This window comes from Streptomyces sp. NPDC029169, assembly GCF_055563935.1.
In genome coordinates, this window is the sequence record NZ_JBVHXA010000010.1 from 134774 (window position 1) to 147369 (window position 12596).

Annotated in this window: 9 protein-coding genes; 5 read left to right on the top strand and 4 right to left on the bottom strand. The window is 71.3% G+C overall.

The annotated features are described in order from the left end of the window. The first annotated feature begins 450 nt into the window (after positions 1–450). The 5 genes from ACZ4VI_RS20370 to ACZ4VI_RS20390 all read left to right on the top strand — a co-directional run bounded on the left by ACZ4VI_RS20370 (position 451) and on the right by ACZ4VI_RS20390 (position 5497). Positions 451–1401: a hypothetical protein gene (locus ACZ4VI_RS20370; RefSeq protein ID WP_468000961.1), complete on the top strand. Its 951-nt coding sequence runs from the start codon at positions 451–453 to the stop codon at positions 1399–1401. A gap of 104 nt (positions 1402–1505) precedes the next feature. Further along, a complete protein-coding gene (locus tag ACZ4VI_RS20375) occupies positions 1506–2015 on the top strand; it encodes a PaaI family thioesterase (protein WP_468000963.1) in 510 nt (169 codons plus the stop codon). 453 nt (positions 2016–2468) lie between these two features. Beyond that, positions 2469–3368 (top strand): trypsin-like serine protease, encoded by a 900-nt coding sequence (locus tag ACZ4VI_RS20380; RefSeq protein ID WP_468000965.1) that lies wholly within the window; start codon positions 2469–2471, stop codon positions 3366–3368. Positions 3369–3416: 48 nt separating this feature from the next. After that, positions 3417–3830: a hypothetical protein gene (locus ACZ4VI_RS20385; protein ID WP_468000967.1), complete on the top strand. Its 414-nt coding sequence runs from the start codon at positions 3417–3419 to the stop codon at positions 3828–3830. Positions 3831–4264: 434 nt separating this feature from the next. Next, positions 4265–5497 carry a branched-chain amino acid ABC transporter substrate-binding protein gene (locus ACZ4VI_RS20390; RefSeq protein WP_468000969.1) on the top strand — a complete coding sequence of 411 codons (1233 nt, stop codon included), beginning with the start codon at positions 4265–4267 and terminating at the stop codon, positions 5495–5497. A gap of 340 nt (positions 5498–5837) precedes the next feature. Here ACZ4VI_RS20390 and ilvC read toward each other — a convergent pair whose 3' ends face one another. The 4 genes from ilvC to ACZ4VI_RS20410 all read right to left on the bottom strand — a co-directional run bounded on the left by ilvC (position 5838) and on the right by ACZ4VI_RS20410 (position 12483). Then, positions 5838–6839 (bottom strand): ketol-acid reductoisomerase, encoded by a 1002-nt coding sequence (gene ilvC / locus ACZ4VI_RS20395; RefSeq protein WP_468000971.1) that lies wholly within the window; start codon positions 6837–6839, stop codon positions 5838–5840. A 119-nt stretch (positions 6840–6958) separates the two neighbouring features. After that, a complete protein-coding gene (ilvN, locus tag ACZ4VI_RS20400; RefSeq protein ID WP_019889675.1) occupies positions 6959–7483 on the bottom strand; it encodes an acetolactate synthase small subunit in 525 nt (174 codons plus the stop codon). Positions 7484–7511: 28 nt separating this feature from the next. After that, the gene (locus ACZ4VI_RS20405) at positions 7512–9389 is read right to left on the bottom strand and encodes an acetolactate synthase large subunit (RefSeq protein WP_468000973.1); all 1878 of its coding nucleotides are present in this window, start codon (positions 9387–9389) and stop codon (positions 7512–7514) included. Between the two features lie 223 nt (positions 9390–9612). After that, positions 9613–12483 carry a putative bifunctional diguanylate cyclase/phosphodiesterase gene (locus ACZ4VI_RS20410; RefSeq protein WP_468001156.1) on the bottom strand — a complete coding sequence of 957 codons (2871 nt, stop codon included), beginning with the start codon at positions 12481–12483 and terminating at the stop codon, positions 9613–9615. Positions 12484–12596: the final 113 nt, after the last annotated feature.

Sequence of the window (12596 nt, forward strand, 5' to 3'; positions counted from 1 at the left end):
TCCCGCGGACGCCGGGCGGCCCCGGCGCGGACGGCGGGCAGCCCCGGCGCGGACGGCGGGCAGCCCCGGCGCGGACGGCGGGCAGCCCGGCGCGGATCGCCGGGCGGCCGGGCGGCCAGCGCGGACGGCCGGCGCGAACGGCGGGCGGCCGGGCGAGGACGGCCGGGCGGCCCGGCGCGGCCGACCGCGCCGCAGGGTGGCCGGTTCCGCACTGCCGGGGGCTCCCGGGAGGTCTGTATCCTCCACTCCCATTCGCGCATGCCACGGGGGCTCCTGTTGTCCACTCCACCCGCCGCCGAGCCGCCACCGCCGGATCGCCCCTGGGCCGCACCGGGACCACCGGCGCCGCCACCAGCACCGACATCGCCGCCGGCACCGCCACCGTCGCCCGCCGCGCCACCCCCTCCCCCCGCTCCGGAACCAGAGGGTCCGTCCCTGAGCGATCTCGCGATGGAACGGATCGCTCCGGGCGCCGAGGTGCCACCCTCCAGGAGGACGAGGATCCTGGTCCGCGGCCTCGTCGTGATCGCTCTCGGGATCCTGGCGACGGCAGGGCTCGGTCAGGTCGTCACCTACGTCTACGACACCCTGTTCACCGAGTCGCGGCTGCGCTCCGAGGACGACGCCCAGAAGCGGCTGGACCGGGAAGAGGCGCCGTTCACCGCCACGACGGACCCCGACATCTCCGCGCTCGACCGCGACGACTGGACGATCGTCCTCGACAGGACCATCACCCCGCGGGAACAGCGGTCCCTCGCGGCCCTGGACACCTCGGCGCGCGACTACGGACGGAATGTGTGGCGGATCCTCGGGCCCCTGGGAGCCAGGGTCATCGGCGCGAGCCCCCACCTGGCGGACGGCAACCTCCTGACCGGACCGACGACCGAGTTCAAGCTGAACCTCTTCAGCGAGCGGACCTCTCAGCTGTCGATCACCGGCATGCGCGCGGTCGACGTGCGCTGCGCCCCCTCGACCGCGCGGTTCGTCCTGCGACACCCCGCCCAGGGCGAGGCCGTCTACCCGGGAGTCCTCTTCGATCTCCGGCGGGAGAACCCGGCTCCGGTCATCACCGACGAGGGTGACGATCAGGGGCAGCGGTACTTCGACCGCCGGAAGATCGATCTCGGTGGCGGAACCACGCCGGGCGGCCTGCGGGTGGCCGCCACCGTCACCGAGCAGGAGAGCTGCGACTGGGAGATCGCGGCCGACTACCGGGACTCGGCCGGCACCCGCGGCGAGCTGCGGATCCGGGACGACGGCGGCAAGCCGTTCCACGCGGAGGCGCCGCCCGTCGCGCCCGACCAGTACTTTCTTCTCCAGGTCCGCCCCCACCGGCTCGTCCCCTGCCATGAGCCGCAGCACGCGGCCGACCACCTCTGCCGCATCTTCCTCCCGGGGTGACTGGACCCGGCCCCGGCCCCGTCTGACAGAATCGCGCCACACGCCTAAGCGTTTGCTCAGGCGGCGAGTGACGACGACGTACGAAGACGAACGGAGCCGGGCCGATGGGCGAGCAGCATCACGTGAAGTTCCCGCAGGAGGTCATCGACGAGTACGCCTCGCTCGGCGTCGACCTTCCCGCCCTGTTCTCGGCCGGGCACCTCGGCAACCGCATGGGCGTGCAGATCATCGAGGCCTCGGCCGAGAAGGTCGTCGGCACGATGCCGGTGGAGGGCAACACCCAGCCGTACGGGCTGCTGCACGGCGGCGCCTCCGCGGTCCTCGCCGAGACCCTCGGCTCGATCGGCTCCATGCTGCACGGCGGCGTCTCCAAGATCGCGGTGGGCGTGGACCTGAACTGCACCCACCACCGCGGGGTCCGCAGCGGCCTCGTGACGGGTGTCGCCACCCCGGTCCACCGCGGCCGCTCCACGGCCACGTACGAGATCGTGATCACCGACGAGCAGGACAAGCGGGTCTGCACGGCCCGGCTGACCTGCCTGCTGCGCGAGGTCACGGCCCAGGACGCGGGGAACCTCCCGGACGCCGGTGTGACCGGCGGCGGCGCGGCCTGACCTCAGGGACCTCAGGCGGCCCACACCCGGCCCGGGACGGCGCTCCGTCCCGGGCCGCGCCGCGCCACAAAACCGCGCCACAAAACCACGCCACAAAACCGCGCCACGAAACCCCACCGAAACACGCAGAGTCACAATCGGGGGTCCCGGGTGCGGTCACCCGAGCCGGGGCGGGGACCCGGGAACGGGCGCCGATACCCGTACGAATCCCGCGCCCGGGTGCCGGCTCGGGCCCGCGCCGACGAAAACCGGTCTCCGGAGACGGAACGTCGGCTTCCGGACGCCGTACCGCGGGGCTTCGATTCCAGTCTCCGGACGCCTGAGCAGGGGTGGGACCAGGCTCCCACCACACGTCACCTCAGGCCCTCTTGTCCCCGCGCCCGGCACCCGCTTCACTGACGACCCTCCCCCACAGGAGAGCACCGGTCCCACCCACACACCGAGGGGTTCGTCTTGACCGCCGTACGCACCACCGCCGTACGCACCACGACCGTGGCGAGCGCCGTCACTGCCGCGGCCTGCGCTGCCGTCCTCGCCACCGCGATCCCGTCCGCAGCGATCAACTCGTACAACGCCACCCCGGCGCCCGAGCGCACCGAGGTCGGGGCGCTCGTCGCGACCTGGGACAACGACGGCGACCCGAGCACGCCCGACCGGGTCGACTGGGTCTGCTCCGGCACCATGATCGACGCGGACACCTTCCTGACCGCGGCCCACTGCACCACCGACTGGCCGGAGAACGTCCGGTTCTACGTCTCGCTCGACCAGGACGTCCAGGGCGGCCTGGACAAGGCCGCCGCCGAGCACCCGGGCGACCCGGCCGCCGTCGCGAAGGCCGTCGCCGTCGAGGGCACCGCGCACAGTCACCCCGCCTATCCCGGCCCCGCCTCCGACACCCACGACATCTCGGTGATCGAGCTGCCGGCGGCGAAGGTCAAGGAGCGCTGGTCCTTCAAGCCGGCCGCCCTCCCCACCGCGGGCGCGCTCTCCGCGCTCGGCCCGCAGGGGCTCAACGACACCTCGTTCGTCGTCGCCGGATACGGGACGCAGGAGGCGCGCCGTGGACCGGGCGGGCACACCCACCCGGGCGGGGGCGTCCGTCTCAAGGCCCCGGTCACCTTCAACGCGCTCAACGACGCGTGGATCCGGCTCTCCATGACCGCGCCGCAGGGCAACGGCGGTGCCTGCTACGGCGATTCGGGCGGCCCGAACTTCGCCACGCTCGATGGCAGGCTGACGCTCGTCGCCACCACGATCACGGGTGACATGCCCTGTTACGCCACCAACGTGGTGTACCGGCTCGACACCCCCGGCGCCCGCTCCTTCCTCGCGCCGTTCGTCCAACTGCCGTAACCAGACCACCTGTTGTGCCCGCGCACGCGATCCCCTAGCGTCCCGGGCATGGGGTTCCCGCCGTACGCTCCGGCCAGGACCGCGCTCGCCGCGGTCCTGGCCGTCGGCGTTCTGGCCGCCCTGCCCGGGTGCGCCGACAACCGTCCCGGCGACCGCCCCGACCCGGCACCCTCGCAGGCCAGGACGGCCGTGGACATCTGCACCGACCTCGTCGCGTACTGGGTGCAGGAAGCGCTCAAGGGGAGCACGTGGGCGGGGCTGGACTGGGAGCAGAAGGGGCTCTCCAACGAGCAGTTGGCGATCCACGACGAGGTCCTCGCGCTCAGCCGTGCCCGGGAGCGCGCCGACGGCCGCGAGGCCGCGCTGGCCTTCGCCGACAAGGAGAGCCGAAGACGGTGCGCGTCGGCGAACGGCGCGACCGGAAGCTCGGAGAACTGGAAGCCACCTCGTGACGCTCCGTGACACCCGCCCACGCAGGGGCGGGGTTCGGCACTCAGCGTTCCGTCCGCTGACATTCGGTGGACTTCCGATATCCGGAGAGGTCCCGGAACGGCCCGACAGGAGTGTGATCCGCTCAAGCCCCTGAGCGGAACTGGGCATTCTCACTATGTGGATACCGCCTTGCTGACCCTTATGTCCCGATTTGCCCACCACCTGTCCACCTCCTCTCCCCCTCGCGATAACAAGACAGTCACATCCTGACCTCCTCGCTCCCCACCTCCCCCACCTGCGCTTAGAGTCACCGCCAGTTACCGCGCCGCCGGGCGCGTCCACTGCACGGCCCTGTACTACCCAGTCATCCCCAGTACGGCCCGGCACTCACAAACGGCACCTCCAGCTAACGCTTCACGGCACCGCCTCAGCTCGAGGGGGCCGCGCCAGGGAAAGGATTCATCGTGCGACACCGTTCCTTGCTCATTCTCACCACCGTGATCACCACGGGAGCACTCACCCTCACCGCCTGCGGTTCGCGCGACGACAAGGGCGGAAGCGACAACTCCGCCGGCGGCACGACCGTCGTCATCGGTGTCGACGCGCCGCTCACGGGCTCGCTCTCCGCGCTGGGCCAGGGCATCAAGAACTCCGTGGAGCTGGCGGTCCAGACCGCCAACAAGGAGAAAGTGGTCCCGGGCGTCACCTTCAAGATCGAGGCCCTCGACGACCAGGCCGTCCCGGCCACCGGCAAGGCCAACGCCACCAAGCTCGTCGGCATGAAGGACGTCCTCGGCGTCGTCGGCCCGCTGAACTCCGGCGTCTCGCAGTCCATGCAGGCGGACTTCGACAAGGCCAACCTCACGCAGGTCTCCCCGGCCAACACCAACCCGTCCCTCTCCCAGGGCGACAACTGGGGCAAGGGCGAGTTCAAGCGCCCCTTCAAGACCTACTTCCGTACCGCCACCACGGACGTCATCCAGGGCAAGTTCGCCGCGAACTACCTCTTCAAGGACGCCGGCAAGCGCAAGGTCTTCGTCGTCAACGACAAGCAGACCTACGGCGCCGGCCTCGCCGCGATCTTCTCCGACGAGTTCAAGCGCCTCGGCGGCACCGTCGTCGGCACCGACTCCGTGACGGTCAAGGAGACGGACTTCTCCTCCACCGCCAACAAGATCAAGGGCAAGGGCGCCGACTCCGTCTACTTCGGCGGCCAGTACCCCGAGGGCGGCCTGCTCTCCGACCAGGTCAAGAAGACCGGCGCCAAGATCCCCACCATGGGCGGCGACGGCATCTACGACCCGGAGTTCATCAAGGCCTCCGGCGAGGCCAACGACGGTGACCTGGCCACCTCGGTCGGCTTCCCCGTCGAGAAGCTCCCGACCGCCAAGAAGTTCATCGCGGACTACCAGGCGGCCGGCTTCAAGGACCCGTACGCGGCCTACGGCGGCTACTCCTACGACGCCGCGTGGTCGATCATCCAGGCCGTCAAGGCCGTCGTCGCCGCCAACAACGGCAAGCTGCCCGACGACGCCCGCGCCAAGGTCACCGAGGCCATGTCCAAGGTCTCCTTCGAGGGTGTGACCGGCAACGTCTCCTTCGACCAGTACGGCGACACCACGAACAAGCAGCTCACCGTCTACCAGGTCAAGAACGGCGCCTGGGTCGACGTGAAGTCCGAGACCTTCAAGGACTGACCCACCGCACTGCCCCGCACACGCACCACCTGATGCACCACCTGAACCAAGCCGCGGGGGGGGGGGGGGGAGGGGGGGGGGGGGGGGGGGTGGGTGGATGGGGGGGGGGGGGGGGGGGGGGGGGGGGGGGGGGGGGGGGGGGGGGGGGGGGGGGGGGGGGGGGGGGGGGGGGGGGGGGGGGGGGGGGGGGGGGGGGGGGGGGGGGGGGGGGGGGGGGGGGGGGGGGGGGGGGGGGTGGTGTGGGGGGGGGGGGGGGGGAGGGGGAGGGGGGGGGGGGGGGGGGGGGGGAAGGGGGGGGGGGGGGGGGGGGGGGGTTTCCCCCCCCCCCCCGCCCGAAGGCTTACGCCTCCTCGTCGTTCACCCAGCTCATGAGCTTGCGCAGCTCCTTGCCGGTGGTCTCCAGGAGGTGCTTCTCGTCCTGGGTCTTGTACTCGTTGTACTTCTTCAGACCGCCGTGGTACTCGTCCATCCAGTTCTGGGCGAAGGTGCCGTCCTGGATCTCCGCGAGGACCTTCTTCATCTCGGCCTTGGTGGCGTCGGTGATGATCCGCGGGCCGGTGATGTAGTCGCCCCACTCGGCGGTCTCGGAGACGGACCAGCGCATCTTCTCCAGGCCGCCCTCGTACATGAGGTCGACGATGAGCTTCAGCTCGTGCAGGCACTCGAAGTAGGCGATCTCCGGCTGGTAGCCGGCCTCGACCAGGGTCTCGAAGCCCGCCTTCACCAGCGCCGAGGCGCCACCGCAGAGGACGGCCTGCTCGCCGAAGAGGTCGGTCTCGGTCTCCTCGGTGAAGGTCGTCTTGATGACGCCCGCACGCGTGCCGCCGATGGCCTTGGCGTACGAGAGCGCAAGCGCGAAGGCGTTGCCCGTCGCGTCCTGCTCGACCGCGGCGATCGCGGGGACGCCGCGGCCCTCCTCGTACTGGCGGCGGACCAGGTGGCCCGGGCCCTTCGGGGCGACGAGCGCGACGTCGACGCCGGCCGGGGGCTTGATGAAGCCGAAGCGGACGTTGAAGCCGTGCGCGAAGAAGAGGGCGTCGCCGTCGTTCAGGTTCGGGGCGATGGACTCCTCGTAGACCTTGGCCTGGATCGGGTCCGGGATCAGGATCATGATGACGGAGGCCTCGGCGGCGGCCTCGGCGGGCGTCACCACGCGCAGGCCCTGCTCCTCGGCCTTGGCCTTGGACTTGGAGCCCTCGTGCAGACCGACGCGGACGTCGACACCCGAGTCACGGAGCGACAGCGCGTGGGCGTGGCCCTGGCTGCCGTAACCGATCACCGCGACCTTGCGGCCCTGGATGATGGACAGGTCGGCGTCGTCGTCGTAGAACAGCTCGGCCACTGGGAATCTCCTTGATGTGCTGGTGTTGCGTCCCACCGTACGGCGGGGAGCGGGAGGAAGGTTTGCGGGTCTCGCCAGGCGGACCGCCGCCGTGGACAGGCGGTCAGCCGTGGTTGACGTCAGGCGCTGCGGTCGAGGGCGCGCAGGGAGCGGTCCGTGATGGACCGCGCACCACGCCCTATGGCGATCGTGCCGGACTGCACGAGCTCCTTGATGCCGAACTGCTCCAGCATCTTGAGCATCGCGTCGAGCTTGTCACTCGAACCGGTGGCCTCGATGGTGACCGCCTCGGGCGAGACGTCCACGGTCTTGGCGCGGAACAGTTGGACGATCTCGACGATCTGGGACCGGGTCTCGTTGTCGGCGCGGACCTTCACCAGGACGAGCTCGCGCTGGATGGCGGCGCTGGGCTCGAGCTCGACGATCTTCAGGACGTTGACCAGCTTGTTGAGCTGCTTGGTCACCTGCTCGAGCGGCAGGTCCTCGACATTGACCACGATGGTGATGCGGGAGATGTCGGGGTGCTCGGTGACACCGACGGCGAGCGAGTCGATGTTGAAGCCGCGGCGCGAGAACAGCGCGGCGATACGGGCGAGGATGCCGGGGGTGTTCTCGACCAGGACCGAGAGCGTGTGCTTGGACATGTCTGTTCGCTTCTCTCTCAGTCGTCTCTCAGTCGTCTTCGTTGTCGCCGAAGTCGGGGCGGACACCCCGGGCGGCCATGACCTCGTCGTTGGAGGTGCCGGCGGCGACCATGGGCCAGACCTGGGCGTCCTCGTGGACGATGAAGTCGATCACGACGGGGCGGTCGTTGATGGCGTTGGCCTCTTCGATGACCCTGTCCAGGTCGGCCGGGTCCTCGCAGCGCAGGGCGACACAGCCCATGGCCTCGGACAGCTTGACGAAGTCCGGGACACGGGTGCCCTTGCGGGGCGCCGTGCTGGCGCCGACCTGGGAGCCGGTCGCCTCGTGGCCGGTCTCGTCGGCGTGCAGGACCGTGCTCGAGTAGCGCTGGTTGTAGAAGAGGGTCTGCCACTGGCGGACCATCCCGAGGGCGCCGTTGTTGATGATGGCGACCTTGATCGGGATGTTGTTGAGCGCGCAGGTGGTGAGCTCCTGATTTGTCATCTGGAAGCAGCCGTCGCCGTCGATCGCCCAGACCGGGCGGTCCGGCATGCCGGCCTTGGCGCCCATGGCGGCGGGGACCGCGTAGCCCATCGTTCCGGCGCCGCCGGAGTTCAGCCAGGTGGCCGGCTTCTCGTAGTCGATGAAGTGCGCGGCCCACATCTGGTGCTGGCCGACGCCGGCCGCATAGATGGTGTCGGCGGGGGCGAGCTGCCCGATCCGCTGGATGACCTGCTGCGGCGAGAGGCTGCCGTCCTCCGGCAGGTCGTAGCCGAGCGGGTAGGTCTCGCGCCAGCGGTTCAGGTCGCTCCACCAGGCGGTGTAGTCGCCCTTGTTGCCCTCGCTGTACTCGGCCTGGACGGCCTGGACCAGGTCGGCGATGACCTCGCGGGCGTCACCGACGATCGGGACGTCGGCGGCGCGGTTCTTGCCGATCTCGGCCGGGTCGATGTCGGCGTGGACGATCTTGGCGAAGGGCGCGAAGCTGTCCAGCTTGCCGGTCACGCGGTCGTCGAAGCGGGCTCCGAGGGCGACGATCAGGTCGGCCTTCTGCAGCGCGGTGACGGCGGTGACCGCACCGTGCATGCCCGGCATTCCCACGTGCAGCGGGTGGCTGTCGGGGAACGCGCCCAGCGCCATCAGGGTGGTGGTGACGGGGGCGCCGGTGAGCTCGGCGAGGACCTTCAGCTCGGTGGTAGCACCGGCCTTCAGGACGCCGCCGCCGACGTACAGGACGGGGCGCTTGGCGGCGGTGATGAGCTTGGCGGCCTCGCGGATCTGCTTGGCGTGCGGCTTGGTCACCGGGCGGTAGCCGGGCAGGTCGGTCTGCGGCGGCCAGCTGAAGGTGGTCTTCGCCTGCAGGGCGTCCTTGGCGATGTCGACCAGGACCGGGCCGGGACGGCCGGTGGAGGCGATGTGGAACGCCTCGGCGATCGTCCGCGGGATGTCCTCGGCCTTGGTGACCAGGAAGTTGTGCTTGGTGATCGGCATCGTGATGCCGCAGATGTCCGCCTCCTGGAAGGCGTCCGTGCCGATGGCCTTCGAGGCGACCTGGCCGGTGATCGCGACCAGCGGGACGGAGTCCATGTGGGCGTCGGCGATCGGGGTGACCAGGTTGGTGGCGCCCGGCCCCGAGGTCGCCATGCACACGCCGACCTTGCCGGTGGCCTGCGCGTAGCCGGTGGCGGCGTGGCCGGCCCCCTGCTCGTGGCGGACGAGGATGTGGCGGACCTTCTTCGAGTCCATCATCGGGTCGTACGCGGGGAGGATGGCGCCGCCCGGAATACCGAAGACGGTGTCGGCCCCCACTTCCTCGAGAGAACGGATGAGGGACTGCGCACCCGTGACGTGCTCGACGGTGGTGGCGGGCTGTCCGCCGCTACGGGCCCGCGGCTGCGGATGGTGCCCGGTGGCCTGCTCGGTCATCAGCATTCTCTTCTCGAGGCAGAGGTTTTTGCGAGGGTTTGGTACGACTTTGGCGTGAGCCGGTGCAACAAAAAACCCCTCGTGCCGTGAGGCAAGCGAGGGGAGCGCGTCGGTAGCGTTTCAAGCCTGGCCTGCCTGAGGCCCTGCTTCAGCCGACGCGCTTTCCAAGTACGAGAATTCGGGTGCGCATGGCACTGACCCTCCCCCCGACGCACCATCAGTGTCAAGTGGGTGGGACAGGCGTCTCAGTATTTGAGCGGAACGGGGGATGGTTTCCGACAGGGACGACCGCGGGGGCGACACCGGGGACGGGGTACTCGTCCCGTACGAGCGCACGGCGCAGCCGGTACTCGTCGAGGGGCCCCGAGAAGGCCATGCCCTGGCCGTGCGTGCAGCCCATGGCGCGCAGGGCGAGCACCTGCTCGGGGACGTCCACCCCGTCGGCGACGGACTGGAGCCCCAGGTCGGAGGCGATCCGGAGCAGCCCGCTGGTGATCTTGCGCAGCCGGGCGGACTCGACCACGCCCTCGACGAGACCTCTGTCCAGTTTCAGTACGTCGACGGGGAGGCGACGCAGCGCGTTGATCGCCGCGTAGCCGCTGCCGAAGCCGTCGAGTGCGATCCGTACGCCGAGCCGGCGCAGGGCGACCAGGCGCTGCTCCAGGTCGTCGAAGGAGACCCGGGGGTCGCTGTCGGCCAGCTCGATCATCAGGGAGCCGGAGGGGAGGCCGTACCGGGTCAGCAGCTCTTCGACGGAGCCGAGCGGCATGGAGCGGTCGAGCAGCCGGCGGGCGGAGAGCCGGACGGAGACCGGGGTCCGGTGGCCGAGCGCGGCCCGCTCGGCGGCCTGCTCGACGGCCTGCTCCAGGAGCCAGCGGCCGAGCTCGGCGACGCGCTCGCCGTCGTCGGCGACCCGCAGGAACTCGGCGGGGGTGAAGAGGATGCCCTGGGCGGAGCGCCAGCGGGCCTGGGCGGCGACGGCGGTGATCCGGCCGGTGGAGAGGTCCACCACCGGCTGGTGGAGCAGGGCGAACTCGCCGTCGTCCAGCGCGGTGCGCAGCCGGGTGGCCAGTTCCGTCCTGCGGACGACCTCGGCCTGCATCTGCGGGGCGTACATCTCCACGCGGTCCTTGCCGGCGGCCTTGGCCCGGTACATCGCCAGGTCGGCGTTGCGCAGCAGCTCCCCGGCGCTGATGCCGGGCTCGGCGAAGGCGACGCCGATGGAGGCGGCGACCCGTACCTCGTTCCCGCCCTCGACGCGGTACGGCTGGGAGAGCGTGAGGCGCAGCCGGTCGGCGATCTCGTGGACCTGGTACTCGCGGGCCGCGCGGTCCCGCGCGCCGTCGCCGAGGATGAGCGCGGCGAACTCGTCGCCGCCCAGCCGGGCGGCGGTGTCCCCGGCCCGTACGGAGTCCTGGAGGCGGCGGGCGGCCTGGACGAGCAGCTCGTCGCCGGCCTGGTGGCCGAGCCGGTCGTTGACGCCCTTGAAGCCGTCGAGGTCGATGAAGAGGACGGCGGTGCCGGGGTCGGAGGAGCGCCGGCCGGTGAGGGCCTTGCGGACGCGCCGGGTGAACAGCGCCCGGTTGGGCAGGTCGGTGAGCGGGTCGTGCTCGGCGTTGTGCTGGAGTTGGGCCTGGAGGCGGACCCGCTCGGTGACGTCCCGGCTGTTGAAGATCAGCCCGCCCTGGTGGCGGTTGACGGTGGACTCGACGTTGAGCCAGTCGCCGCGGCCGGAGCGGAAGCGGCACTCGATCCGGGTCGTCGGCTCCTCCGAAGGAGGAGCGGCGAGGAAGCGGCGGACCTCGTGCACGACTCCGCCGAGGTCCTCGGGGTGGATGAGGGAGGCCAGCTCCTCGCCGATCAGGTCCTCGGCCTCCCGCCCGTAGACCCCCGAGGCGGCGGGGCTGACGTACCGGAGTATGCCGGTGGGCGCGGCGATCATGATGACGTCGCTGGAGCCCTGCACCAGAGACCTGAAGTGGTTCTCCTTCTGGGCCAGTTCGTGGGTGAGGGCGATGTTGTCGAGGAGCATGATGCCCTGGCGTACGACGAGGGCGAGCACGACCGTGCAGCCGGTGAGGACGACCACGCGGTCCACTCTGCGTCCCTCGACGACGTTGTACAGGATGCCGAGCGTGCAGACCGCCGCGGCGAGATACGGGGTGAGGGCGGCCAGCGAGCCCGCGACGGGGCGGCTGTGGTGGCGCTGGCCGCGCGTGGACCCGGTGCCGGTGGTGGGGACGGTCCGCCGCGCTCCCCAGGGGGCGTACGCGAGGAGCAGCGAGCCGGCGAACCAGCCGGCGTCGAGCAGCTGGCCGGAGGTGTAGTTCTCGCGGAGCAGCGGGGAGGTGAACAGCGCGTCGCAGAGCACGGTGAGGGCGAGGGCGGCGATCGCGGTGTTGGTCGCCGAGCGATTCACCTGGGAGCGGCGGAAGTGCAGGGCGAGGACCATGCTGACGAGAACGATGTCGAGCAGCGGGTACGCAAGGGTGAGCGCGGCCCGCGCGACGCTCTCGCCCTCGAAGTGGGCGGTGTGCGCGAGGGCGAGGCTCCAGGAGAGGGTGAGCAGCGAGCCGCCGATGAGCCAGGCGTCGAGGGCGAGGCAGACCCAGCCGGCCCGCGTGACGGGCTTCTTGGCGAGGACGAGCAGGCCGACGATGGCGGGCGGGGCGAACAGGAGGAAGAAGACGTCCGCGAGGGACGGGCTGGGCACCTCCTGGTGCAGCACGACCTCGTACCACCCCCAGACGGCGTTCCCGGTGGCGGCCATCGCGGAGGAGAAGGCGAAGAGCAGCCAGGCGGGGCGGAAGCGGTTCTCGTGGACGCGGGCGTAGAGGAAGCAGGAGACGCCGGCGGCGAGGGCGGCGGCGCTGAGGCCGAAGTCGCCCATGACGAGGGCCAGTCGCTCGGAACCCCAGCCGAGGGCGGCACCGGTCGCGTACCCCGCGCAGATCAGTCCGAGGACGACCTGGGTGACGACCACGGGCACCCCGGAGCGCGCCGGCCCGTTCCGGACCGGCCCCGGCCCGGAGGCCGGGCCGGCACCGGCGCCCGCGACACGGCGGCGCTCGATGAGCGCCCCGGGGGCGCTCATCGCCGCCGCCAGGACACCGCGCACGCGGGCACGCGGGGGCGCGGTAACGCCGCTGGTGGCGGCGCGAACGGCGCCGGGGCCGGGGCTTGCTGCTGTACGCGGGGCGCCGGGGA

Coding starts and splice junctions, on each gene's coding strand:
- ilvN (WP_019889675.1), bottom strand. CDS start 7,483: ATGTCCAAGCACACGCTCTCGGTCCTGGTCGAGAACACCCCCGGCATC.
- ACZ4VI_RS20370 (WP_468000961.1), top strand. CDS start 451: ATGGAACGGATCGCTCCGGGCGCCGAGGTGCCACCCTCCAGGAGGACG.
- ACZ4VI_RS20410 (WP_468001156.1), bottom strand. CDS start 12,483: ATGAGCGCCCCCGGGGCGCTCATCGAGCGCCGCCGTGTCGCGGGCGCC.
- ACZ4VI_RS20385 (WP_468000967.1), top strand. CDS start 3,417: ATGGGGTTCCCGCCGTACGCTCCGGCCAGGACCGCGCTCGCCGCGGTC.
- ACZ4VI_RS20405 (WP_468000973.1), bottom strand. CDS start 9,389: ATGACCGAGCAGGCCACCGGGCACCATCCGCAGCCGCGGGCCCGTAGC.
- ACZ4VI_RS20375 (WP_468000963.1), top strand. CDS start 1,506: ATGGGCGAGCAGCATCACGTGAAGTTCCCGCAGGAGGTCATCGACGAG.